A 22,356-nucleotide genomic window follows, 5' to 3' on the forward strand; every position below is an offset into this window, starting at 1 on the left:
TGTGGGGACAATCAACATCATTTCAGCCCGACGCTGAACCCCTGTGGGAGCGGGCTTGCCCGCGAAGGCGGCGTGTCAGTCACTGGATAGACAGACTGACCCACCACCTTCGCGAGCAAGCCCGCTCCCACAGGTAAGCCTTGATTGTTTGGGCGATTGGGTTAGATCAGGGCCAATGCCTGCGCCAGGTCGGCCCGCAGGTCCTCGACGTCTTCAACACCCACCGACAAACGCACCAAACCGTCGCCAATGCCCAGTTGCGCCCGCGTTGCTGCTGGGATGCTGGCGTGGGTCATGATCGCCGGGTGTTCGATCAGGCTTTCGACACCGCCCAGGCTTTCGGCCAAGGCAAAGATCTTCACGTTTTCCAGAAAGTGTGTGGCGCCGGCCAGGTCACTGTTCAAATCCACCGAAATCATCCCGCCAAACCCACGCATCTGCTTGCGTGCCAGTTCGTGCTGGGGATGCGAGGCCAGGCCTGGGTAATAAACCCGTGAGACTTGCGGCTGTTTTTCCAGCCAGGTGGCCAACTCCAGGGCATTGCTGCAATGGCGCTCCATGCGCAAAGCCAGGGTTTTCACGCCGCGCAGCGTCAGGAATGCATCGAACGGGCCGGCAATCGCGCCGACTGAGTTCTGCAGGAAGCCCAGGCGTTCGGCGAGCTCCGGGTTATGGCCGACAATGGCGATGCCGCCGATCACGTCGGAGTGGCCGTTGAGGTATTTGGTGGTGGAGTGCACCACGATGTCGAACCCCAGCTCCAGCGGGCGCTGGATCCATGGGCTGGCAAAGGTGTTGTCGGCTACGCAGATGATGCCGCGGTCGCGGCAGATTCGCGCGATGGCACTCAGGTCAGTGAGGCTGAGCAGCGGGTTGCTCGGGGTCTCGACCCAGACCATGCGAGTGTCGTCCTGCAACGACGCCTCGAACGCCTGCAAGTCGCTCAAGTCGACAAAGCTGAACCGGTGCCCGGCGCTGCGCTGGCGCACCTTGTCGAACAGGCGGAAGGTGCCGCCGTACAGGTCGTTGCCGGAGACGATGTGCGCGCCGGCATCGAGCAGTTCCAGCACGGTGGAAATCGCCGCCAGCCCGGAGGCAAAGGCAAACGCCTGGCTGCCGCCTTCAAGGTCGGCCACGCAGCGCTCCAGGGCAAAGCGCGTGGGGTTGTGGGAACGACCATAGTCAAAGCCCTTGTGCACGCCGGGGCTGTCTTGCAGATACGTGGAGTTGGCATAGATCGGCGGCATCAGCGCTCCCGTGGTCGGGTCGGGTGATTGCCCGGCGTGGATCACGCGGGTGGCAAAGGCGCTTTTATCGGGCTGACTCATGCAAGGGATCTCCGTAGGTGATTAAGCAGGTCGACGCGGGTGATCAGGCCATAAAAACCTGAAGCGTCAGCAATGATGGCAACCAGGCCGCGATCAAGTTCCGCCTGCAGTTCGGCCAGGCTGGCACTCGGGGCCAGGGTTTGCAAGGTGTCGGTCATGGCGCTGGCAACGATCATGGAAAAGTCGGCGGCGTCATGGTGCAACCCCAGCAGGATGTCGGACTCGTCGATCACGCCAACCAGTTCGCGGCCTTCGACCAGCACCGGCAGTTGCGAGACATCGGCCAGGCGCATGCGCTGGAAGGCCGTGAGCAGGGTATCGTCGGGGCTCACGCTGATCACGCGGCCGTCTTCGAAGCGGCGGGCGATCAGGTCGCGCAGGTCGCCGTAGTGTTTGTACTGGAGCAGGCCCGCGTCGTTCATCCATTGGTCGTTGTAGACCTTGGACAGGTACCGCGTGCCGGTGTCGCAGACGAAGGTGACCACGCGTTTGGGTTCGGTCTGCTCGCGGCAATAACGCAACGCAGCAGCGAGCAGGGTGCCGGTTGACGAGCCGCCGAGAATGCCTTCGGCCTTGAGCAGTTGGCGGGCGTGGTCGAAGCTTTCTTCATCGCTGATGGAATAGGCGTGGCGCACGCTGGAGAGGTCGGCGATCGAGGGGATGAAGTCTTCGCCGATGCCTTCCACGGCCCATGATCCCGGCGTTTCCATCCTGCCGCTGCGGCTGTATTCAGCCATCACCGAACCCACCGGGTCCGCCAGCACCATGGCCAGTTCCGGCTGTACGCGTTTGAAGAAACGCGTCAGGCCGGTGAGGGTGCCGGCCGAGCCGACGCCCACCACGATCGCATCCACGTCGTGCTGGGTTTGCGCCCAGATTTCCGGCGCGGTGCTGGTTTCGTGAGCCAGCGGGTTGGCCGGGTTGTTGAACTGGTCGGCAAAAAATGAACCGGGAATGTCCTTGGCCAGGCGCGCAGCCACGTCCTGGTAATACTCGGGATGGCCCTTGCCGACGTCGGAGCGGGTGATATGCACCTCGGCGCCCATGGCCTTCAAGTGCAGGACTTTTTCGGTGGACATCTTGTCGGGCACCACCAGCACCACGCGGTAGCCCTTGGCCCGGCCGACCAGCGCAAGCCCCAGGCCGGTGTTGCCGGCGGTGGCTTCGATGATGGTGCCGCCGGGGCGCAGGCGGCCGTCGCGTTCGGCGGCGTCAATCATGGCCAGGCCGATGCGGTCTTTGATGGAACCACCGGGGTTTTGGCATTCAAGCTTGAGGAACAGCGTGCACAGGCCGGTATCAAATCGGCTGACCTTGACCAGCGGCGTGTTGCCGATCAATTCGAGTACGGCGGGGCGGGAAAGCGTGGGCATGTCGTCACCTGGTACGGAAGAGGCGTAGGGGGAGGGACAGCAAAAATGCAAAGCATGGCTTGGAACATAGGCCGGGATCGCGCCGGTCGCAACCGGGCGGTCCGTTGGATGTCTTTTTTTGGCGCATGAGCGCGTGTTGACGCTTAAACGCCGCGCATCGAAACCTGCTGCAACCGCTCTATAACGCCAGTGCTGGCTGTTTGCATCGGCGCGCGCAGCTCACTGGCGATCAAGCCTTGCATCGCCAGCGCCGCCTTTACCGGCGCGGGGTTGGGCTCCATGAACAGGGTGTTGATCAGGGGCATCAACCTGAAAAAAATCGCCCTGGCCTCGCTGAGCTGGTTGTCGCGTACCTGCTGGTACAGCGCCACAAAGTCCTCGGTGTGCACATGGGCCGAGGCTGCAATCGCACCACTGGCGCCCAGGCACAGCGCGTTGAAGATTTGAAGATCCTCGCCACACAACACCTCCACGTCGCCGCTGGCGAGCAGCGCCAAGGTAGTCGCCAGGTTGCCGCCGCAGTCTTTGATCGCGACGATTCGCGTGTGCTTGACGATGTTCAGCAAAGTGGCCTGTTCGAAGGTCACGCCGGTACGGTAGGGAATGTCATAGAGAATGACCGGCACACTGGAGGCGTCGGCCACCGTGCGGAAAAACGCTTCGAGGCCGGCCTGGGAGGGGCGGATATAGCTGGGCGCCGGCACCAGCAAGCCGGCCACCGCGCGTTTGAGGATTTCGCTCTGGAACTGCAGCAGTTCACGCTGATTGTTGCCTGCCAGGCCCATCACCACGCGCTGCGCCGGCACGAGTTGCAGCACCGCATCCAGCACGGCCAGTTGTTCCTCACGGCTCAGTGACGCCGCTTCTCCGGTGGTGGTGCAGACCATGATGCCGGCGACGTGTTTTTCCAGCAGGTGGCCGACCAACCGGTGCAGGCCGATGAAGTCGATGGCGCCGTCGTGAAACGGCGTGACCACGGGAACCCAGATACCTTGAAACGATGACATGCACTTTCTCCTGATGGTTGACCGCTGGAGTCACCGTCAGAAGGGCAGAGGGGGATTGTGCAAAGGAAGGGAGGTCCGTCGCGCTCAATGTCCTGTCAGCTCATCTGACGGGACAGCGCGCCCCGGTCACATGAGCGACTGTTTCTTCGATTTGAGGGCGTGCGCCACGCAACCTTGCGCCTTGGCAATCAAGCCAATGGCACAAAGGTTAACGAAAGACGATGCAGACATGCGCTGACACACCCTGAATAAGGCTTCCATCTTCAGCGGATGTGACGGAATGTGTCAACCCCGCTTTAACTGCTCACGGACAAATTCTGCGACCTCGTTGGCCAGCTCCGCGTCTTCCGGCGCGCCCATGAAACCGCCGTGCGGCATGGCTTCGAACACATGCAACTGCGCCGTTACCCGCGCCTGGCGCAAGGCGCGGTGCAGGCGCACGGTGTTGGACAGAAACAGATCACGGGTGCCGCTTTGCAGAAAAGTTGGCGGGAAACCCTGGGTGAAATCGCCAAACAGCGGTGACAGGTACGGGTGAGACAAGTCCGCACCGTTGGCATACAACAGATTGACGTTCATCAACGGGTTGGGCAGCACCACGTCGACGGTGCGGTTGACCTGGAAGCTGTCGCCGGACTGGGTGAGGTCGACTTCCGGCGAGAGCAACACCAGCGCAGCGGGCAATGGCAAACCTTCGTCACGCGCACGCAACACCAGGGCCGCCGCAAGGTTGCCGCCCGCTGAGCGGCCACCGATCACGATCTGTTGCGGCGCGTGATGCTTGAGAACGTGCCGATAGACAGCCAGGCAGTCGTCCAGCGCTGCGGGGTAGGGATGGTCGGGTGGCATGCGGTAGTCCACGCCATAACAGATCACGTCGTGCAGATCGGCTTGTCTGCCGGCCGCGAGGCGGCAGTTTTCGCCGCCGCCGAACACCAGCGCGCCGCCGTGCAGGTCGATGTAGGCAAAGGGCGTGGCAGACGCCGGTGTGGCGACATGCACGCTGGCGTTTTCAACCCTGAGGGTGTGCAGGCTGGCCCGCAGCGACGCCGCTTGCCCCGCGTTGGCGCTGGCGTAGTTCTGAGCCACGGCGGCCTGCAGACGGCGCCAGCCGTCATGGTCCTCGGGCGCGGGCATCGCGTGCAGCGCGTTGAGGGGCACACCGTCAGCCCCGACCAGGCGTTGCAGTGTGGCCTGGGCTTGAGGGCTGATTGATTGCGGCACTGGGATCGTGCGAGGGTCAAGTTTGACGCCGTGGTTCATGGGCTTGCAGCTCGCATTCGACGACTTTGGGGGGGCAGGATGCCAGAACGTGGGCCGGTGTGGCGAGCGGGCTTGCCCCGCGTTGGGCGGCGCAGCAGGCCCAGAACCTGCTGATGGGATCTGTCAGTTATACCGGGGCGTTTGAATTGGGAGCGCTTCGCACTCCAACGCGGGGCAAGCCCGCTCGCCACAGTAAGCCCGCTCGCCAGGACAAGCCTGTTTGCTACACGAGTCAGCGCCCGGCCACTGCAGCCTCAATGGCGGCCACATCGATTTTGGTCATGGTCATCATCGCGTCAAAGGCGCGCTTGGCGATCACCGGGTCGGGGTGGGTCACTGCGTCGGTCAACACGCGCGGAGATATCTGCCACGACAGCCCCCACTTGTCCTTGCACCAGCCGCATGCGCTGGCCTGGCCACCGTTATCGATGATTGCGTGCCAATAACGGTCGGTTTCGGCTTGATCGTCCGTCGCCACCTGGAAGGAGAACGCCTCTGTGTGTGGGAATGCCGGGCCGCCATTCAGCCCCAGGCAGGGAATGCCCAGGACGGTGAACTCGACGGTCAACACGTCGCCTTGCTTGCCTGCCGGGTAGTCGCCTGGGGCGTGATGCACGGCCTTGACGGCGCTGTCCGGAAAGAGCGAGGCATAGAAGGTCGCGGCTTCCAGGGCGGTGCCGTTGTACCAGAGGCACAGGGTATTTTTGTGGGTCACTTCAGGGCTCCACGTATCAAGGGTACGTGGAGTTTAGATGAGGGCTGAAGCGAGCCCGGCAGAACTGCCGGGCGGTGCTGTTACAGAATGCTGTAGTCCCTGACCACGCCATTGTTGAGGTGGATGTTCAGGCGGCGACTCTGTTGCTGCGGTGCAAGGTTGTCGATGGCTGTGCGCCGGGTGTCGAGGGCGTTGTCGTAGGTATTGCCGGGGATACGGTTGGAGACCAGCCCGAGCAAGTGGCGCATGGATGCGTTCTGGGTGGTGGAGGGCGCGTAGTTCCAGGTTTCGGTGCCGTCGGATGAAATCGACTGATCCTGCGGTTCGCCATACAGGGCTTTGAGCTGTTGGGAGGTGGTCTTGCCAGAAATGATGTGCGTCCTGACATACGTGGTGTCGAACAGCGAAATATCCGGCCCGGCTTTGCCCTGGATACCCGGCAATGACAGGTTGTTCAAGCTGCTGAGCCCGTTGACGCCATTGGCGCAACCCGTCAGCAAGAGGGCGGTGGCAAGCGTTGCGATGACAATACGACGGGCCATGATTTTCTCCGTTTAGTCAGGGCTTTTGAACGTCGGCCAATGATAAAACGGTGAAAAGCACGCGGAGAAAATCTTCCTGTCCCCGCGTCTCAATGACTTGCCTGGGTGTCTCAGACCGCCTTCATCTGCCCCAGGATGTTGCGTAACGAGAACCCGGTGTGGCGGCTCACGCGCTCCGGCGCCTGGGCCGCGGCGCTCAACTCCCGGGCCTCGCGCGGCGAATAGCCAAAGGCTTGCTTGAAGGTGCGGCTGAAGTGCGCATCGCTCTTGAAACCGAACTGGAAGGCCAGCCCCGACACCCGCTGCCGCGCGCCGGAATCACTCTGGATAATCACCCGCGCGCGGTTCAACCGGCGCTGCTGGATATACGCCGCCACGCCGGACTCCTGGCTGAACACTCGATACAGTTGCGCCCGCGAAATACCCAGGTGTTTGCACAGGAAAGCCGGGGACAATTCCGGGCTGCGCAGGTGCTGTTCAATCAAGCGACGGGCGCGGTTGAGCAGGGTGTGGTCGATCGCTTGCTCGGCGGTTTGCAGGTTGGCCACTGTCGGCGCCAGGGCTGCCGATATCATGGCCAGCGTCGCCTGTTGGGCGTGCGGGATTTCCTCGGGTGTCAGGCGCGGCAGGCGCTGTTGCAACGCGCGCATATGGTCTGCGAGCAGCTCGCTCAAGCCGCCCTGCAGCACTTGGCCATGCACGTCTTTGTAGCCGAGGCTTTGCGCCAGCAAGTCGCGAGGAATGGTGAGGATCACGGTATCGCCAGCCGTGATCAGGCAATCGAGTTCACGGGCGAGGTCCAGGATGTAGATCTGCGAGTTACCCGCCGCCAGCGTGGTGCGGCCTGCCGTGCCATTAATCGTGTGAGACAGGCCGAGGCAGAGGTAATAGTGGTCGAGGCTGTCACGGCGAATCATGTGTGTGGAACGCTTGACCCGATACGGCACCGGCTCGCCGGCACCGTCCCAGGCACCGCAGCCCATCAATAACGAACCCAGGTAACCGGTGGCCAGGCGGTAATTGAAGGCGGCGGATTCAGGCTCGCTGATGGTGATATCGAAGATCGCATTCACTTCCTCACGCCACACTTCAAAGCGTTGGCGCGGCGGGTAGGGTTGAGTGGTAAAGGTGAAAAGCGGGTTCTCCACAAGCGGCTCCATCCATTAAAGCTGTTGTTTGATCGCCGCCTTATCGATCACGGACCAGACGTGCGCGATCTTCCCGTCGACGAATTCGTAGAATACGTTTTCATCGAAGGTCACCGTCTTGCCGTTGATCGGCAAGCCGAAAAATTCACCTGTAGGCGTGACGTGGAAGTTCAACCGGCTGGCGACGGTGGGCGGGTCCGCGACCAGCAGTTGGATGCGAAACACCAGGTCGGGGATCTCGCGAAAGTCCCGCTCCAGCATCGCGCGGTAGCCGGCAAGGCCGACGGGGGTGGCGTTGTAGGTCACCTGCGGGTGCACGAAATCGCCGAGGCGCTCCCAGCCCTGGCGGTTGAGGCAGTCGATATACCCTCGGTAAAGGTCGGCGAGCTGGTTGCGGGTCATGGCGTGTTCTCCTTTTTGAAAAGCACTCATCGACTTTGCCCTTGTGTGAGTCTACGGCGCGCTGGTTATATCACCCAGCAATTGCCCAAGCCCTTGCGGGGTTGAATAGAGGGCTTCCAGCGCCGCGACGTCGGCCAGTTGTTCTGCGGACAAGGCTTTTTCCTCATGCTCAAGCTGGCCGCGTAAATCGTCCTCGTACTCGGACAGCTTTTGATTCAGCGCCACGCGCACGAGACCGCATGCCTTGAGCTTGTTGGGTTCAAAGCCCTTTCCCGTATCCACATGCTCGGCGAGGGTCGCTGTTGCGTAAGCGTACCCTTGTGTCGCGGCCTTGAGCAGCCATCGGTTCGCCGTTGGATAGTCTGCCGGCACTGCACCGCTGCTGCTGTACAGATAGCCAAGCATGTACTGCGCTTTGGCCCGGCCCGCGTCGCCAGCGCGGGTATACCACCCAATGGCGGCGGGTACGTCTTTGGGGGTGCCGATGCCATTCAGGTTGGCCATCCCAAGCCATTCGTACGCCTCGCTATTGCCTGACTGGGCGGCCTGGGTCAGCAGCTGGATGCCTTGCTGAGGGTTTTTCGGCGTGCCTACGCCCGTGAAATAGAAGGTCGCCAACAGCGTTTGGCCCTCAGCATCGCCTCGCGCACTGGCTTTGCGCGCCCAGTAGAATGCCTTGCGGTCGCTTTGCTCAACGCCAATGCCTCTGAAATAGGCGTCGGCAAGCCGTTGCTGGGCGCGGGCATGACCTTGCTGCGCAGCCTTGCGATACCACACCGCGGCTTGAGCGCTATCGCGCGGCATTTCCACGCCGCCATAGTTTGCATCCCCCAAAAAAAACTGGGCTTCAGAGTTGCCGTTCTCGGCTGATAGCGTGATCCACTCCAGGCCCTTGCGGTGATCAACAGCTACACCGCGCCCGAAAAAGTAAAAAAAGCCGGTTTTGAACTGTGCGAAGGTCTCGCCTTTTTCCGCCGCGCGCAAATACCACTCTGCGGCCTTGACCGGGTTTTTATCGACGATGATGCCTTCGTCGTAGAAGGCGCCCATCAACAGTGTGGGGCTGTGGGGGCTGCGCCACAGACTGATCGCCAAAGCGACCAAGCAATAGGCCAGCAGGCCAAAGCACAGTAAAGCGAGGGGTAGGGCAAAGCGGCGCAATGTCGAATCCATTCGTGAGGTGCAGGTGGGCAGTGTAGCGGCGCTTGCGAGCGATGGCATCACTCGCTGTTTCGCAGCGACCTCAAGCGCGACGCGCCATCAACAGCACCGTCGCCGCTGCCGACAATAACCCTGCGCAGCATCGATTGAAAATCCGTTTACCGCGCGGCTCGGCAAACCAGCGACGCATGTGCAGGCCCATGTAGGCATAGGCGCTGATGGCGATCCATTCCAGCACCAGGAACATCGCGCCCAGCAGCGCAAATTGTGGCGTGATCGGCTGGCCTGGCACCACGAACTGCGGCAGGAAGGCCGTGAAGATCAAGATAGCCTTCGGGTTGCCCGCTGCCACCAGAAACTCCTGACGCGCCAACGCCCACAAACCCACCTTGGCCGTCGCCGATTCAGGCTCTGCCTGCGGATTAGCCCGCCACAACTGAAACGCCAGATAAAACAGATACGCCGCGCCCAGAATCTTGATCGCGTAAAACAACAACTCCGAGGTTTGCATCACCATCGCCAGGCCCGCCGAGGCGAGGGCGATCATGCCGGCGAAGGCCAGCAAGCGGCCAACACCGGCAAGGCAAGACGTGCGATAGCCGTAGCGGGTGGCGTTGCTGACCGACAGCAAGTTGTTCGGGCCTGGCGCCATGTTCAGGGCGAAGCAGGCGGGGAGGAAGAGGGCGAGCGTGGCAAGGTCCATGGCGGCACCGGGTTGGGCGAGGAGCGTTGAGGATAAGGGCAGTTGAGCTGGCTGGACAATCCGCGCGTTGCAGCGAACGGCGCAAGTGGGCCGACCTATACCCGTAACCAGCATTCCATTCCGGCATAAATGTTAGTCCCGGTTGCCGTCTACAGGGGGTTCATTGCCTCCTTCAATCTTCCTGCTGTGGCGCCAGCCTGGCGCCTCGCCGAGTCGTTCCCACATGGGCGGGCGGCGCAATGCAAGCCAGATTGAAGGTACGCCACATGAGCAAAAAACTTGAAGGCAAGGTCGCGGTTGTCACGGGTGCCAGCGCCGGAATCGGCCTCGGTATCGCCAAGGCGTTTGCCAATGAAGGCGCTCGCGTGTTCATCACGGGCCGGCGTCAACCTGAGCTCGACCGCGCGGTCGCTGAGATTGGCCACGGTGCGGTGGGCATTCAAGGCGATGCGGGCAAGCTTGCCGACCTGGACGCGCTGTACGCGCGCATCAAGGAAAAAGCCGGGCGCATTGATGTACTGGCGTTGAACGCGGGTTTCTATGAGTTCATGAAGCTCGGCGAGATTACCGAGGAGCATTTCGACAAGACCTACAATGCGAACGTCAAGGGCCTGCTGTTCGGCCTGCAGAAAGCGCTGCCGCTTCTGGGAACAGGCGCATCGGTAATATTCACCGGTTCAATCGCCGCTTCGATCGGCATCCCCAGTATGTCCGTCTATTCATCGACCAAGGCGGCCGTCCGCAACCTGGCGCGCGGTTTCATACTGGACACCAAGGAACTGGGCATCCGCATCAACGTATTGAGCCCCGGCCATACGCTTACCCCAGGACTGCAGTCATTGATTCCCGAGGCTGCGCGTGCCGGCCTTGTTGGCAGCATCCCGCTGTCCCGCTTGGGCAGCCCGGAAGACTTGGGCAAGGCGGCCGTATTTCTCGCCTCTGATGACAGTGCCTACGTTACCGGCATCGAGCTCGATGTCGATGGCGGTGTCTCGCAGTACTGAACTGAAAACTTGAGCACCGAGTGGGGACGGCCGCGTTATCTGATTGGCGCGGCAAACCCACGCGCACAGCCAACTTCGCCAAAGGATGTATCGATGCAAAGAGTATTGCGCAAGATCATCATGTTCTCAGCATTGTCCTTGTTCGCCGGCGTTGTAATTGCGCAATCTGGCGACGACGTCAAAACACCCCCCGACGACGTCACCCTGGTCGATATCCCGACCAGTGCCGCTCACAAAATTACCGTCGAGCGACGTGGCAAGATTGTACTGATTGGTATCAACCGACCCGATATCCAGAACAGGCTTGATCCGCAAGCGTACCTGGCCCTCGCCAAGGCGTATTACGACTACGACCATGATCCTTCACTGCGTGCCGCTGTGTTGTTCGGGCACGGCGACAATTTCTCGCAGGGCCTTGACGTTGAGGGCTTCAAGGCGGTTGCCAGCTCGGGCGGACCTACGCTCGGTGCGGGGCTGATCGACCCGCTCGGCAAGAAAATGCCCTATCTCACCAAGCCTCTGATCGTGGCGGTTCACGGCGACACTTGGAACATGGCGCATGAGCTGTTTCTTGTCGGCGACATACGGGTTGCGGCGAACAACACTGACTTCGGACAGGATGAAAACACCCATGGTCGTTTCCCGGGCGGTGGATCGACAGTACGATTCGTGCGCGAAGCCGGCTGGGCCAATGCCATGCGCTACATTCTGACGGGCGATCATTGGACCGCCCGTGAAGCCTATCGCATGGGCACGGTACAGGAGATCCCTGACCCGCAGTCAGCCCTCGACAAAGCGATCGAGTTGGCAAACCGGATCGCCGCCAATGGCCCCTTAGGGATCAAGGCGTCGCTGGCCTCTGCGCATCGCGTCATCGACCCGGTGCAGGCCGGCGCTCTGTCGGAATTGGATGCGCAACGCGCAACGCTGTATAAGTCAAACGACTTCCAGGAGGGGCGCAAGGCAGAGGCTGAAGGGCGATTACCTGTCTATCACGGCAATTAAAACCGTCGCCCAGGGCGCGACCTGCTGAGCGGGTCGCGCCATTACCGGCGGCGGTGCAACTCGATCAAGGGTGCCGGGCTAATCATTCGCGAATGGGTGCTGACGCTGCAGTCAACGATAAGGTTTGAACGAATGATGTGCATGATTGACGATTTAAAGATCAGGTACCCCAAAGCCAGTGCATGGGCATTTGGGGATACTCCAGAGATGGCAGATGAGCTGGCTGAACGTGTAGCTAAAGGCATTAAAACAGCGTCATGTTGCTCACTTTCATCATTCAACCATCAAGATGAATCGTCAGCGATTGGTGGTTACAGCATCATCCTCAACGGTCAGGGTGAGCCGGTATGTGTCATCAGGCTTGTTTCGCTGCGTATCATTCGTTACTGCGACGTGAATGAAGCATTTGCAAGAAAGGAAGGCGAAGGGGATCTCAGCCTCGGGTATTGGGCGCAGGGTCATAAAGATTTTTTTCAACGGGAGGGCTCGTTCGACGCGGCGATGGAGCTTGTGGCAGAAGAATTCGAGTTGGTGGAAGTGGTGTAAAGCACAACGTTATCCCGCCAACGGTTTTTAGCGTGCTAGCAACGGGTTGTTTTCTCAGTGGCAATGTTCGCTTTGGGCCGACAACAGCCGTTCAGGAAACTGCACCTCAACTACTCCAGCCTGCCCGCGAGCACCAGAAAAGCTGGCCGTACCAACGCCCTTAATTACACCGGCAGGCGTCGAGCGATGCGTGCGTTGAGGCCGCAATGGCGACAACGCACGTGGATCATTCACCGCTGACAATCAACACCAGGCAAGGCGCTTAAAACCACGAACTACTCGGGGCATCGGCGTTGCCCATATGCCTGACAAAGGCTGCGCCTTCGATATGGTAAACCGTTGGTTCGTCGGCGAAATAGGTCTTCAACCCCAGCATAAACAGCCGATGGTCCTCACTCGCCTCGAACCCTGGCGTGTGATCTTCAAGTGATGCCCACTTCACGATCAAGTTGAACACCTGCGGCGTTTCAATGCCTTGTGCGAGCAGGTGCCCGCAATAGCCCTTCGCTCGACACAGCAACGGCTCGACCTGGGTAAATGCGCGCCTGAACGCTTCAACCTGTTCTGTGTAAACCGGGAGCTGGGCGATTTCATAAATCATGGTGTTCCTCCAAAAATGAGTTCAACGGTGCTCACGCGATGAGCGATGGCACGACGGCAATCGCGACTTTTCCTTGAACACCGTTGTGGCGGCTTTCCAGCCGAGCATGGGCCAACGCGATGTCGGCCAACGAATAAACCGCGCCCACGTGGGGCCGCAGCTGACCGCGTTCCACTAATGCGCTCAGCTCGTCCAGCTTGCCGCGATGTTGTCGGGTGAACACAAAGTGATAGGCCGCGTTTTTGCCCCAGGCCTGAACCAGGTTTTGCGGCTGCGTGATGTCCACGATCGAGACCACGCGGCCCCGTTGTGCGAGCGCGTCGGGGCTGCGTGACAAGGTGTCGCCGCCGAGGGTGTCGAACACCACATCGACGCCGCGGCCCGCCGTTTCGCGCAGGATGGCCTCGACGTAATCCTCGCTTTCGTAGTCGATGATCACGTCAGCGCCCATGCTTCGCGCAAACTCAATGTTGGCCGCGCGCACGGTGGTGAACACCCTTGCCCCGATGGCTTTGGCCAGCTGGATTGCCACGTGGCCGACGCCGCCTGCGCCACCGTGTATCAGCACGCTTTCGCCAACCCTGAGCGCCGCGCGTTCGGCGAGTGCTTCCCACGCAGTGCCGCCGACCAGGCTGAGGCTGGCGGCTTCGAGGTGGCTGAGCGAGGCAGGTTTTTTGCCAATGATGCTTTCGGCGGCCACGTGGTACTCGGCGTAGCTGCCGGGGCCGTCGAATATTTGTGGGGTGTACCAGACTTCGTCGCCTGGGGCGAAGGCGGTCACACCTGGCCCGATGGCTTCGACAACGCCAGACACGTCGTGGCCGGTAATGGCTGGGAGTGGCACCGCGTCGGCGTAGTCACCCCGTCGCACCTGGTAATCCAGTGGGTTGATGGCAGTGGCATGTACGCGCACCAGAACGTGCCCCGTATGGGGCACGGGCTTAGGCACGTCGCAGAGTTCGAACGCCTCGGGCCCGCCAAAGGATTTAAGAATCATCGCTTTCATTGCATTACCTCGTTTCGGGAAAAAGGGATATCGGGAAATATCGATATAATGCGATGAAAAAAAACCTAGAGTTCTTTCCCCAGGATCTCCGTCAGCGCGCGGATGTTGGCTTCGTTACGTTTGTAGTAGGTCCACTGGCCGATACGGCGGATTTCAACCAGGCCTGCGCGGTGCAGGGTCGCCAGGTAGTCAGACACGGTCGACTGGGAAAGGCCGACGCCTTCCTGGATGCTGCTGACGCAGACGCCCACGGTATGAACGTCTCCCTCGTCTTGGGCGGGGAAGTTTTTTTCGGGATCTTTCAAACCTTGCAGGATATCGAGTCGCGTGCGGTTTGAGAGGGCTTTGAATATGTCGAGTAGGTCCATGCGCCCGATAGTATCGGGATTTACCGATATGTCAATGTGCGAGTCAGCCGCCCAAGTTTTAGCTGAGGGCTGCCGCCAGCGGATGAGAAGGCTTGCGAACGATCACATCAAAACGGTGCCCGTTGAGCAGGCCGGAAGGGTTTGTGCTGGATGTGTGCGACTCACGAAGCCGCGTTATTTCCAAGCCCTCGCACATCGCGCGAATGGCCTGCTCGGTGTGGAAGGTCATGTGCGTACGCGTCGCCCAGCTAGGCGTGCGCCAAACCGATGCCCGACGAACACGCCGCCGGGCACATGCAGCACCTGATCCCGGAGCCGCGGGAACCCTGCAGGGCGACAAAAAGGCAGGGCCAGCCCGGTAGGGATAACGCCTCTTTATAAGTCATGCGGCAGGCGCTGCCAGCTCAGGAAGGCGATGGCAGCGCATTCTTGCGCCCACATTCTTCAAGGCCATTTCGCGCTTTACTTGAGCGCAGGCGCAAAATAATCTCAGCCCGGCAAGCGGCGTCCTGCCGTTTTCAGGCACAGCCAGGCGCGTCACATCTATTGGACGAATTGCGGTAAGGCTTGCGGTTGAGCACATTCAACCGCGGCCACCTTTCAAGGAGAAACTGTTTGGCGAGCACCGATGTTGTTTACACACTGCGCCTGCCGGGCGACCTGGATTATTACGACCGCAGGTCGATCCTGCTGCCGGTCGATGTCACCGCGCTTGAAGCCTGGAACATCATGACGGCCGAACCGGGGCTATTCCTGCGCATGGCGTTTGGGATCAGGGACGCCATTTGCGCATTGTTTGGTGTGAAACGTATTGGCGGGTTTTCCGGCACGCGGCGAGAGCGTGTGCAGGTCGGCGAGCGGCTGGACTTCTTTTTGGTGGAGCACAGCGCTCCCGACGTACTGGTGCTGACCGAGCGCGACCGGCATCTGGATGTGATGATCTGCCTGTCGATCAGCGATCGTGTGTTCACGATCACCTCATCGGTGGTCATTCATAACGCCTTTGACCGCTTTTATAGGGTGCCGGTCGGTCAGGTGCACAAGCTGATCGTCAACCGTGACCTGAAGCGACTCCAGCGCCGCCTTGAAGGGTAGGGCGGCGGCTCAGTCGCCTTTTTCCATCGCCGCGTAATACGCCACCAGCGCATTGGCGTGGCCATGGCCCATGCCGTGTTCGGTTTTAAGCCAGGCGACCCTTTCCATGTGCTTCTGGGCATTGACGGTTTTGAGCAGGTCCAGCCAATGGCTGATGGGCTGCCCATACTTTTTTTCAATGGCGGGGAAGTACGACGCCGGCCCGTTTGTTGTTGTGTCGTCGGTCATGCTGCACGCTCCCTTTGGTGCCCACGGTCAGCGAGGGGATTCTCGCCTGAACTCAGGCTAGTAAAACGTGAGGGATTTCGCCTGCCCATGGATACCCGTTCGACATTTTTGGAAGATAGCTAAGCAAGTTAGCTATATGCTAGTGTGGTTGCCACCTCGCGATCCTGAGCAGCCAAACGCATGAAACCATCCGCATCTGTCCCCGTCCCCGACCACGACCCACGTGGCCTGCAGATCGCCAGCGATGCTGTTGCGCAGCAGCTGCAACAGATCGCCATCCTGACGCGCAAAGCCGCCAGCCATCTTGCCGATTCTTTGTCCATCAACCAGACCGACATGGCGGCGCTGGAGCACTTGATTACGGACGGCCCGTTGCCACCGACCGAGCTTGCCTCGCGCCTGTCGGTGACGACCGCCGGCATCACCCAAGTCATCGACCGCCTGGAGCGCGCCGGCCATGTGATTCGTGAGCGCCAGCTTGATGACAAGCGCCGCGTGATGGTGTGTCCGGTTCCCGCCTCGGTGGCCCTGGCTTATCAGCACATTGCGCCAATGCTCAGCGGCCTGAACGCCGTACTGGAGGCGCTTGGGGGCCAGGAGCGCGCGGTAGTCGAGGCGTTTCTTGGCCAGGTGATCGAGGTTTACCGCAGCACGTTGCCGGGCAGCAGCGCCGCTTCAAATCCACAGCAGGAGGCCTGATGAAACCCCAAAAGATTCTTGTCACCGGCGCCAGTGTCGCCGGCCCGGCGCTGGCGTATTGGCTGTCCCGGCAGGGCATGCACGTCACAGTGGTCGAAAGGGCACCGGCTTTTCGCGATGGTGGGCAGACGATCGACGTGCGGGGTGCGGGCCGTGTTGTGGTGCAGCGCATGGGCCTGGAGGAACTGATTCGGGCCAATACAACCCACGAACAAGGCATTGCCTTCGTTGACCGCCACAACCGGACAAAGGCCTTCATCGGCGTGAACGGCTTTGACGGCGAAGGGCCGATCGCTGAACTGGAGATTCTGCGTGGCGAACTCGCCAAGCTGTTGATCCAGCACAGCGAGGACCGGGTCACGTATCGGTTTGGCGACAGCATTGAAACCCTGCACGACGATGGCCAGCAGGTGCATGTGCGCTTTGCACAGGGGACCGAGCAGGTTTTCGACCTGGTGATTGTGGCGGAAGGGATTGGCTCGACCACGCGCAATCACGTGTTCGGCAGCGAAGTCCAGCGCCGCCCGCTGGATGTATACACCGCCTATTTCACCCTGCCGCGTGAGCCAAGCGACGGCCAGATCATGCGCTGGTACAACATTCCCGGCGGGCGCTGTGTGTGTTTACGCCCAGACAACCTGGGCACCACGCGGGCGTTTTTGTCGTTTCAGCAAGCACCCAACGGCTACGAAAAACTCGCGCCAGACGCGCAGAAATCCTTGCTCAAGCAACGCTTTGCCGACGCCGGTTGGGAGACGCCCCGCGTATTGGCGGGGCTGGATGACACAACCGACCTTTACCTGGAAGCGGTAGGTCAGGTCAAAATGTCCCGTTGGTCCAAGGGCCGTATTGCACTGGTGGGCGACGCAGCCTATTGCGCCTCGCCCATCAGTGGCATGGGCACCAGCCTGGGCCTGTGCGGGGCGTATGTGTTGGCCGGCGAGCTGGGGCGCCATGCAGATCACACCCAAGCGTTTGCCGCCTATGAAACCCTGATGCGGCCCTACGTGGCTGAGGCGCAAGGCGTGCCCAAATTTGCACCGCGGTTGGCGTCACCTCATTCGCGCGTTGCAATAGCGCTCGGCCACGCCGTATTGCGGCTGGCGACAGCGCCTGTTTTTAAAAAGCTGCTTGGCAAGTTTCTTTCCCCCAAGGCTGACGCCATTGACCTGCCGGACTATGCCCTGAAACGTCAATTCAAATGAATGACCTTCTTTGAGGTGTATAGGCGTATGGTGGTTTATACCCTCAGTTCAGGCATTCAACATGGACGGCAATTTAGGCGGGCGCTTAAAGGAAGAGCGCAAACGGCTTTTACTCTCCCAGCACGATTTTGGTGTGATCGGGGGCGTGGCCGAAAACGCACAAGGCCACTATGAAAGGGGCGAGAGATTACCCAAATCGGATTATCTGATGGCTATCCGTCGCAAAGGGGTCGATGTGCTTTACGTGCTGAGCGGTGAGCGTTCGCACATGAGCGCGGATGACCTTACTGTGGAAGAAACCGAAGTCGTCAATCAGTACCGCACGCTGCACGAGGCGGATCAGGGCGCGATTGCTCAGATCACCTCCTCATTGTCCCGAGACGCATGACTTTATTGATGAAACCTGCGCCCCAAGGCATCCAGGCGCACGGCAATCGGCGGTAACCGTTCACTGCTGCGCGCCAGCGTCTCCACATCATCCGCGGTGCTTTGCGCAATGCTTTGCACCGCCTGCAAGCGCCCGACAATCTCCAGGTTGGCCGTGGACTGCTCGCGCGTGGTGCTCACAATTCGCCCATTCAGTGCGTCGATGTGCGCGATATCGGCGCCTACCGCTTGCAGCATCTGTACCGCCAACTGGCTGTCTTGTACGCAACGCTCTACGCCTTGCTGGCTGTCATGCATCGCCTCGACGGCCTGACGGCTGCCGTGTTGCAAGCCTTCGATGATCTGTTTGATTTCCTGCGTAGACACCGCCGTGCGCTGGGCCAGGCTGCGCACTTCATCGGCGACCACGGCAAACCCTCGGCCTTGCTCGCCGGCGCGCGCGGCTTCGATGGCGGCGTTGAGGGCGAGCAGGTTGGTCTGGTTGGCGATGCTGCTGATCACTTCGAGCACCGAGCCGATCTGCTCGGCCTGCACCGCGAGGTCTTGCACGGTTGAGTGGGTGCCGTGAATGCGTAGAGCCAGTTGGCTGATTTCATGCTGCGCGCGGCCGACGCTTTCCTGGCCGCGTACGATTTGTTGGCTGGCTTGGCCTGCGTGCTCGACAGCCTGTTCAACGTGCACGGTGATGTGGCCCATGGCGTCTTCCATGCGCTGCATCGAGCCGGTCATCTGGGTGATTTCTGCCAACTGATGGCGTGCGCCTTTTTCCAGAGTGCCGCTGGCACTGGCCAGTTCCTGGCCGAGTTGGCCAAGGCCTTGGGAGTCGCGGGCCACACCGTCGATCAGGTGGGTGATTTGCTGCAGGAAGTGGTCAAAGCGCTTGGCCAGGGAGACGTGCACCTTGCCTTCACCTTGGGCGGTTTCGACGGTGAGCTGGGTGGTCACGGCGAGCATTTTCTCGAGCATTTCCTGGCTTTCGACCGCCTCACGCTGGCTGTGAATGGCCAGGTAGAGCAGGGCGACGGTCTCCATCACCACATAGAAAGCGTGGACGAACACCATGCTCCAGCCGCCGTGGTGTTCCATCACAAACACCGGGAAGCCTTGATGTTGCAAGGCATGAAAGACCACGTGATGCACGGCGATCGCTGCCGCCGCGACCAGGATTGGCAGCCAGTCGCGGTAGAACGTCAGCACCGCCAGCAACGCGAAAATGCCGAAGTGTGATTCGATCACGCCTTGCGCCTGGTTGATGTGCAGGGCAGCCATTACCATCAGGCCGGCGCCCAGCAGGCAGCGCATCAAGCGTGTCCCGCCGAGGGCGCGATAGAGCACCGTCAGCACCACACTGGTGCCTGCGCCCACGGTCAGTGCCTGCAGCCAAGTGTCGTGCCAGAACGCCAGCCCGAGTGAGAACAGAAACATCAGCCAGACCAACGCCAGCATGATGCGATCGGCCTTGCGGTAGTGCTCCAGAAAACGCGGGCGGGTGGGCATTCACTCTTACTCCATGTGATCGGCGGGTAACAGGCAAGCATGCGGCGTGCCACGACGGGCCGCCGGTGGAGTGAAGCAGGTATTCGTGTGCTGTTTGATTCAGGGATGCCAACACCTTATCGGCATCCCTGAACGGGACTTTAAGAACGGCTATCCGAACGGCTATCCGAACGGATAGCCAACGCTGCGATAACGATCAGAAGGTGTACTTGGCGGTCAGCATCATGTTGCGCGGGTTGCCGTAAGCATCACCGCCGTAGCTCACCGAGTTGGCGATGGTGGAGTAGTAGCGCCGGTCGAAGATGTTGTTGGCGTTGAGCTGCAGGTCCAGGTGCTGGTTGACCTGGTAGCCGGCCATCAGGTCGGTGACGGCATAGCTGCCCTGTTTAAGCCGATATTTGCTGCCGTCCGCGAGGTCAAGGTCGTTGTACATGCGGCTCTGCCAGGAGACGTTACCGCCCACACGGAATTTTTCCAGCGGGCCCTGCAGGTTGTAGCGTGTGGTCAGTTTGAACAGCTGTTCTGGCGTGTCGGTGTCGAACTGCTTGTTGACCTTCTGCGGGTTGGCCTCATCCTTGATGGTGTGCGTACGGGCGTAGGTGTAGCCACCGCCGACCTGCCAATTCTCGGTTAACGCGCCTTGCAGTTCGACGTCGATGCCCTCGCTGCGAATTTCGCCGGAGGCTTCGTTGCAGGAGGCCTGCGGGCAGTTTGGCACGAACACTTGCACCGCCCGGTTCTCCTGATCGACGCGGAACAGCGCCAGGCTCGCGTTCAGCGCGCCGCCAAGGTATTCGCCCTTGATGCCGACTTCGTAGTTCTTGCCGACAATCGGCTTGACCGGCTTACCGGACGTGTCCTTGTCACTCTGCGGCGTGAAGATGTCGCTGTAGCTGACGTAGACCGAGTGATGGTCGTCCAGCTCATAAATCAAACCTGCGTAGCGGGTGAGGTTGCGGGTGACATGATAGTCGCCGTCGCCGTCACGGTTGTCATAGTCATACCAGTCCAGGCGTCCGCCGAGGATCAGTTTCAACGGGTCGGCGAGGCTCAGGCGCGTGGTGACGTAGACGCCGTCCTGAGTGGTGACTTCGCGCTGGTTGTCGGTGTGGACGAAGTCTGGCTTGCCCGCGGTGAGTGGCCAGTTGGTGTCGTACGGACTGTAGCTGTGGGTGGTCAGGTCATAGATGCGCTTGCTGGCGCCCACCACCAGTTCATGGGTACGCCCGAACGCCTGGAAAGGGCCGCTGGCAAAGGCGTCGATGCCGGCCTGGTTTTCATCGTAGGCCGCCTGGTAGACCGTGCGGGCCGGGGTGTTGTTGACCCAGCGCGACTGGTAGGAGCCTGAAAACAACGCGTTCTGTTCGGCGTAGTTGGCGTTGACTTGAAGGCTCCAGTCGTTGGCCAGGCGCTGACGCAGCTCGGCGAACACCGTGTTGATTTCCTGGTCCTTGTTCTCCCAGCGAGTACCCGGGTTGTAGGAGCGCGGCAGGTCCAGATGATGGCCGTCCTGACCGACCATCGCCGATCCCCAGAAGTAGTTGGTCTTGTCCTTCTGGTTGGAGAAACCCAGGGTCAGGGTGGTGTCTTCGCTCAGATCCGCTTCGGTGACGGCGTAGAACAGGCCGTGATCTTCCTGGACTTTATCGATGAAACTGTTGGCATCACCGTAAGAAGCGACCACCCGGCCGCGCAATGTGCCGCTGTCGTTGAGCGGGCTGGATGCGTCCAGCTCGCCACGGTAATTGTCCCAGCTGCCGGCGGCGCCGGTGAGGGTGACTTTTTGCTCGTCCAACGGCCGCTTGCGGATCAGGTTGATGGCCGCTGAAGGGTTGCCGGCCCCGGTGACCAGGCCTGTTGCGCCGCGCACTACCTCGACGCGGTCGAACATGGCCAGGTTCGGCTGGGCGCCGACTGTGGCCCCGTTGTAGCCGCTGGGAATGCCGTCATACATCAAGTTGTCGATGTCGAAGCCGCGCGAGGTGTACGACTGCCGGCCAGGCCCGTTGGAGAAGTTCAGGAACAACCCGGGCGTGGCCTTGACCACGTCGTTGATGCTGGTCATCGCCTGGTCATCCATGCGCTGTCGCGTGATGACGGTAACGGCCTGTGGGGTTTCGCGCATCGTGAGTGGAAGTTTGGTCGCCGTTGCCATCGAGCCGGTGGTGTAGGACGGGCTGCCTTCGGTGGTCGCACCGAGTTGCTGCTCGGTGTTGATCTGCGTCGCGCCCAACTCGACGACGTCTGCTGGCTGCTGCGTGTCGGCGGCGAAGGCCGCTTGTGAGGTGGCAATACAGATGGCCATCGCGATCAAATTGGGTGAAAAACCTTTACCGCCATGTTGTTGCACAGACATGAAACCGACTCTCCCGGAAGTGCCGTCCCTAGCGAATAATAAAGATGATGATAATTATTCGCATCAGTGTGTCAGATTGGATCCGAGCAAAAAAGCGTTTGACGTTAAATGCTTAACAAATTTTTCACATCGTCGATGCAGCCTTATCGCTAGCTCCGGCGCCAGCAGGTAGTCAATATCCGGCGCAGAACCCCGGCAGTTGGGACGCTATAGTTGTTTTTACACAGCGTTACGTTTAAACATGCGGGTTAATCCTAACCAGCAAGTCAAGAAAAGGCCCCGTCACGATGAAAGTCAGCGCACGCAACGTATTCAAAGGCCAAGTCAGCCAAGTGCAGGAGGGCGCCGTTAATGCAGAAGTCGTCCTGACCCTGGCCGGTGGTGAGCAACTGGTGGCGGTGGTGACCATACAGAGCGTGCGCAACCTGGGCATCGCCGTGGGCAAAGAGGCCGTGGCACTGATCAAGGCGCCGTGGGTCATGCTGATGACCGATTCCAGCGACATTCGCCTGTCGGCGCGCAACTGCCTGGAAGGCACGGTACTGAGCGTCAACGACGGTGCGGTCAACGCCGAAGTGGTGATCGAATTGGCCGGTGGTTCGAAGGTTTACGCCATCGTCACCCGCGACGCGGTAGCGGAGCTGGGCCTGGCGCCGGGCGTCAGCGCGACGGTGGTGATCAAAGCCTCGCACATCATTCTCGGCGTGCCGGCCTGAT

Annotated in this window: 25 protein-coding genes; 8 read left to right on the top strand and 17 right to left on the bottom strand. The window is 60.6% G+C overall.

Annotated features, from left to right (window positions below; translation table 11 throughout):
- Positions 1–161: 161 nt before the first annotated feature.
- The 10 genes from AACV02_RS13015 to AACV02_RS13060 all read right to left on the bottom strand — a co-directional run bounded on the left by AACV02_RS13015 (position 162) and on the right by AACV02_RS13060 (position 9,642).
- Positions 162–1,328 carry a cystathionine gamma-synthase gene (locus tag AACV02_RS13015; protein WP_119740087.1) on the bottom strand — a complete coding sequence of 389 codons (1,167 nt, stop codon included), beginning with the start codon at positions 1,326–1,328 and terminating at the stop codon, positions 162–164.
- Positions 1,325–2,701 carry a pyridoxal-phosphate dependent enzyme gene (locus AACV02_RS13020; RefSeq protein WP_119740089.1) on the bottom strand — a complete coding sequence of 459 codons (1,377 nt, stop codon included), beginning with the start codon at positions 2,699–2,701 and terminating at the stop codon, positions 1,325–1,327. Before AACV02_RS13020 ends, AACV02_RS13015 begins: the two co-directional genes overlap by 4 nt.
- A 143-nt stretch (positions 2,702–2,844) precedes the next feature.
- Positions 2,845–3,708, bottom strand: a complete 864-nt coding sequence (dapA, locus tag AACV02_RS13025; protein ID WP_119740091.1) for a 4-hydroxy-tetrahydrodipicolinate synthase — start codon at positions 3,706–3,708, stop codon at positions 2,845–2,847.
- Positions 3,709–3,993: 285 nt separating this feature from the next.
- Positions 3,994–4,971, bottom strand: a complete 978-nt coding sequence (locus AACV02_RS13030) for an alpha/beta hydrolase (RefSeq protein WP_119740093.1) — start codon at positions 4,969–4,971, stop codon at positions 3,994–3,996.
- A 232-nt stretch (positions 4,972–5,203) separates the two neighbouring features.
- Positions 5,204–5,686: a VOC family protein gene (locus tag AACV02_RS13035; RefSeq protein WP_119740095.1), complete on the bottom strand. Its 483-nt coding sequence runs from the start codon at positions 5,684–5,686 to the stop codon at positions 5,204–5,206.
- Between the two features lie 80 nt (positions 5,687–5,766).
- Positions 5,767–6,228: a hypothetical protein gene (locus AACV02_RS13040; protein ID WP_119740097.1), complete on the bottom strand. Its 462-nt coding sequence runs from the start codon at positions 6,226–6,228 to the stop codon at positions 5,767–5,769.
- 110 nt (positions 6,229–6,338) lie between these two features.
- Entirely contained in the window at positions 6,339–7,376 is a 1,038-nt protein-coding gene (locus AACV02_RS13045; RefSeq protein ID WP_237266733.1) for a helix-turn-helix domain-containing protein, read from the bottom strand.
- A 15-nt stretch (positions 7,377–7,391) separates the two neighbouring features.
- Entirely contained in the window at positions 7,392–7,778 is a 387-nt protein-coding gene (locus AACV02_RS13050; RefSeq protein WP_106579041.1) for an ester cyclase, read from the bottom strand.
- A gap of 51 nt (positions 7,779–7,829) precedes the next feature.
- A complete protein-coding gene (locus AACV02_RS13055) occupies positions 7,830–8,939 on the bottom strand; it encodes an SEL1-like repeat protein (RefSeq protein ID WP_256680498.1) in 1,110 nt (369 codons plus the stop codon).
- A gap of 82 nt (positions 8,940–9,021) precedes the next feature.
- Positions 9,022–9,642, bottom strand: coding sequence for a LysE family translocator (locus AACV02_RS13060; RefSeq protein WP_119740102.1), 621 nt, complete (start codon positions 9,640–9,642; stop codon positions 9,022–9,024).
- A 266-nt stretch (positions 9,643–9,908) separates the two neighbouring features.
- Here AACV02_RS13060 and AACV02_RS13065 point away from each other — a divergent pair, with 266 nt between their 5' ends.
- The 3 genes from AACV02_RS13065 (at position 9,909) to AACV02_RS13075 (ending at position 12,197) form a co-directional block, all read left to right on the top strand.
- Positions 9,909–10,646 carry an SDR family NAD(P)-dependent oxidoreductase gene (locus tag AACV02_RS13065; RefSeq protein WP_106579044.1) on the top strand — a complete coding sequence of 246 codons (738 nt, stop codon included), beginning with the start codon at positions 9,909–9,911 and terminating at the stop codon, positions 10,644–10,646.
- A 93-nt stretch (positions 10,647–10,739) separates the two neighbouring features.
- Entirely contained in the window at positions 10,740–11,651 is a 912-nt protein-coding gene (locus AACV02_RS13070) for an enoyl-CoA hydratase-related protein (protein WP_119740104.1), read from the top strand.
- Positions 11,652–11,792: 141 nt separating this feature from the next.
- Entirely contained in the window at positions 11,793–12,197 is a 405-nt protein-coding gene (locus AACV02_RS13075) for an ASCH domain-containing protein (protein ID WP_218568297.1), read from the top strand.
- A gap of 262 nt (positions 12,198–12,459) precedes the next feature.
- Here AACV02_RS13075 and AACV02_RS13080 read toward each other — a convergent pair whose 3' ends face one another.
- The 4 genes from AACV02_RS13080 to AACV02_RS13095 all read right to left on the bottom strand — a co-directional run bounded on the left by AACV02_RS13080 (position 12,460) and on the right by AACV02_RS13095 (position 14,401).
- Positions 12,460–12,798, bottom strand: a complete 339-nt coding sequence (locus tag AACV02_RS13080) for an antibiotic biosynthesis monooxygenase family protein (protein ID WP_119740106.1) — start codon at positions 12,796–12,798, stop codon at positions 12,460–12,462.
- Between the two features lie 31 nt (positions 12,799–12,829).
- A complete protein-coding gene (locus AACV02_RS13085; RefSeq protein WP_119740108.1) occupies positions 12,830–13,804 on the bottom strand; it encodes a zinc-dependent alcohol dehydrogenase family protein in 975 nt (324 codons plus the stop codon).
- 65 nt (positions 13,805–13,869) lie between these two features.
- Positions 13,870–14,172, bottom strand: coding sequence for an ArsR/SmtB family transcription factor (locus AACV02_RS13090; protein WP_119740110.1), 303 nt, complete (start codon positions 14,170–14,172; stop codon positions 13,870–13,872).
- 58 nt (positions 14,173–14,230) lie between these two features.
- On the bottom strand, positions 14,231–14,401 hold the full coding sequence (locus tag AACV02_RS13095; protein ID WP_157986837.1) for a hypothetical protein: 171 nt from the start codon (positions 14,399–14,401) through the stop codon (positions 14,231–14,233).
- 386 nt (positions 14,402–14,787) lie between these two features.
- On the opposite strand from AACV02_RS13095, the gene AACV02_RS13100 reads away from it, so the two are divergent.
- Positions 14,788–15,267: a DUF2867 domain-containing protein gene (locus AACV02_RS13100; RefSeq protein ID WP_119740112.1), complete on the top strand. Its 480-nt coding sequence runs from the start codon at positions 14,788–14,790 to the stop codon at positions 15,265–15,267.
- 9 nt (positions 15,268–15,276) lie between these two features.
- Here AACV02_RS13100 and AACV02_RS13105 read toward each other — a convergent pair whose 3' ends face one another.
- Positions 15,277–15,495, bottom strand: a complete 219-nt coding sequence (locus AACV02_RS13105; protein WP_119740114.1) for a DUF4287 domain-containing protein — start codon at positions 15,493–15,495, stop codon at positions 15,277–15,279.
- Positions 15,496–15,675: 180 nt separating this feature from the next.
- Here AACV02_RS13105 and AACV02_RS13110 point away from each other — a divergent pair, with 180 nt between their 5' ends.
- The 3 genes from AACV02_RS13110 (at position 15,676) to AACV02_RS13120 (ending at position 17,787) form a co-directional block, all read left to right on the top strand.
- A complete protein-coding gene (locus AACV02_RS13110; protein ID WP_119740116.1) occupies positions 15,676–16,194 on the top strand; it encodes a MarR family winged helix-turn-helix transcriptional regulator in 519 nt (172 codons plus the stop codon).
- Positions 16,194–17,399 (top strand): FAD-dependent monooxygenase, encoded by a 1,206-nt coding sequence (locus AACV02_RS13115; protein ID WP_119740119.1) that lies wholly within the window; start codon positions 16,194–16,196, stop codon positions 17,397–17,399. The genes AACV02_RS13110 and AACV02_RS13115 overlap by 1 nt, the downstream gene beginning before the upstream one ends.
- Before the next feature lie 61 nt (positions 17,400–17,460).
- Positions 17,461–17,787 (top strand): helix-turn-helix domain-containing protein, encoded by a 327-nt coding sequence (locus tag AACV02_RS13120; RefSeq protein ID WP_106579053.1) that lies wholly within the window; start codon positions 17,461–17,463, stop codon positions 17,785–17,787.
- A gap of 2 nt (positions 17,788–17,789) precedes the next feature.
- On the opposite strand, the gene AACV02_RS13125 is transcribed toward AACV02_RS13120, so the two are convergent.
- The gene (locus AACV02_RS13125; protein WP_119740121.1) at positions 17,790–19,283 is read right to left on the bottom strand and encodes a methyl-accepting chemotaxis protein; all 1,494 of its coding nucleotides are present in this window, start codon (positions 19,281–19,283) and stop codon (positions 17,790–17,792) included.
- Positions 19,284–19,479: 196 nt separating this feature from the next.
- Positions 19,480–21,639 carry a TonB-dependent siderophore receptor gene (locus AACV02_RS13130; protein WP_119740123.1) on the bottom strand — a complete coding sequence of 720 codons (2,160 nt, stop codon included), beginning with the start codon at positions 21,637–21,639 and terminating at the stop codon, positions 19,480–19,482.
- Between the two features lie 287 nt (positions 21,640–21,926).
- Here AACV02_RS13130 and AACV02_RS13135 point away from each other — a divergent pair, with 287 nt between their 5' ends.
- Positions 21,927–22,355 (top strand): TOBE domain-containing protein, encoded by a 429-nt coding sequence (locus AACV02_RS13135; protein ID WP_119740125.1) that lies wholly within the window; start codon positions 21,927–21,929, stop codon positions 22,353–22,355.
- Position 22,356 lies beyond the last annotated feature (1 nt).

Origin of the sequence: Pseudomonas sp. Larv2_ips, assembly GCF_963879675.1 — a bacterium.
Classification (GTDB): Bacteria; Pseudomonadota; Gammaproteobacteria; order Pseudomonadales; family Pseudomonadaceae; genus Aquipseudomonas.

Excerpts from the sequence above, each read along its gene's own strand:
- AACV02_RS13015 (WP_119740087.1), bottom strand. The coding sequence starts at position 1,328 with ATGAGTCAGCCCGATAAAAGCGCCTTTGCCACCCGCGTGATCCACGCC.
- dapA (WP_119740091.1), bottom strand. The coding sequence starts at position 3,708 with ATGTCATCGTTTCAAGGTATCTGGGTTCCCGTGGTCACGCCGTTTCAC.
- AACV02_RS13065 (WP_106579044.1), top strand. The coding sequence starts at position 9,909 with ATGAGCAAAAAACTTGAAGGCAAGGTCGCGGTTGTCACGGGTGCCAGC.
- AACV02_RS13020 (WP_119740089.1), bottom strand. The coding sequence starts at position 2,701 with ATGCCCACGCTTTCCCGCCCCGCCGTACTCGAATTGATCGGCAACACG.
- AACV02_RS13090 (WP_119740110.1), bottom strand. The coding sequence starts at position 14,172 with ATGGACCTACTCGACATATTCAAAGCCCTCTCAAACCGCACGCGACTC.
- AACV02_RS13125 (WP_119740121.1), bottom strand. The coding sequence starts at position 19,283 with ATGCCCACCCGCCCGCGTTTTCTGGAGCACTACCGCAAGGCCGATCGC.
- AACV02_RS13075 (WP_218568297.1), top strand. The coding sequence starts at position 11,793 with ATGATTGACGATTTAAAGATCAGGTACCCCAAAGCCAGTGCATGGGCA.
- AACV02_RS13050 (WP_106579041.1), bottom strand. The coding sequence starts at position 7,778 with ATGACCCGCAACCAGCTCGCCGACCTTTACCGAGGGTATATCGACTGC.
- AACV02_RS13030 (WP_119740093.1), bottom strand. The coding sequence starts at position 4,971 with ATGAACCACGGCGTCAAACTTGACCCTCGCACGATCCCAGTGCCGCAA.
- AACV02_RS13110 (WP_119740116.1), top strand. The coding sequence starts at position 15,676 with ATGAAACCATCCGCATCTGTCCCCGTCCCCGACCACGACCCACGTGGC.
- AACV02_RS13060 (WP_119740102.1), bottom strand. The coding sequence starts at position 9,642 with ATGGACCTTGCCACGCTCGCCCTCTTCCTCCCCGCCTGCTTCGCCCTG.
- AACV02_RS13085 (WP_119740108.1), bottom strand. The coding sequence starts at position 13,804 with ATGAAAGCGATGATTCTTAAATCCTTTGGCGGGCCCGAGGCGTTCGAA.
- AACV02_RS13105 (WP_119740114.1), bottom strand. The coding sequence starts at position 15,495 with ATGACCGACGACACAACAACAAACGGGCCGGCGTCGTACTTCCCCGCC.
- AACV02_RS13130 (WP_119740123.1), bottom strand. The coding sequence starts at position 21,639 with ATGTCTGTGCAACAACATGGCGGTAAAGGTTTTTCACCCAATTTGATC.
- AACV02_RS13120 (WP_106579053.1), top strand. The coding sequence starts at position 17,461 with ATGGACGGCAATTTAGGCGGGCGCTTAAAGGAAGAGCGCAAACGGCTT.
- AACV02_RS13115 (WP_119740119.1), top strand. The coding sequence starts at position 16,194 with ATGAAACCCCAAAAGATTCTTGTCACCGGCGCCAGTGTCGCCGGCCCG.
- AACV02_RS13040 (WP_119740097.1), bottom strand. The coding sequence starts at position 6,228 with ATGGCCCGTCGTATTGTCATCGCAACGCTTGCCACCGCCCTCTTGCTG.
- AACV02_RS13080 (WP_119740106.1), bottom strand. The coding sequence starts at position 12,798 with ATGATTTATGAAATCGCCCAGCTCCCGGTTTACACAGAACAGGTTGAA.
- AACV02_RS13070 (WP_119740104.1), top strand. The coding sequence starts at position 10,740 with ATGCAAAGAGTATTGCGCAAGATCATCATGTTCTCAGCATTGTCCTTG.
- AACV02_RS13135 (WP_119740125.1), top strand. The coding sequence starts at position 21,927 with ATGAAAGTCAGCGCACGCAACGTATTCAAAGGCCAAGTCAGCCAAGTG.
- AACV02_RS13095 (WP_157986837.1), bottom strand. The coding sequence starts at position 14,401 with ATGACCTTCCACACCGAGCAGGCCATTCGCGCGATGTGCGAGGGCTTG.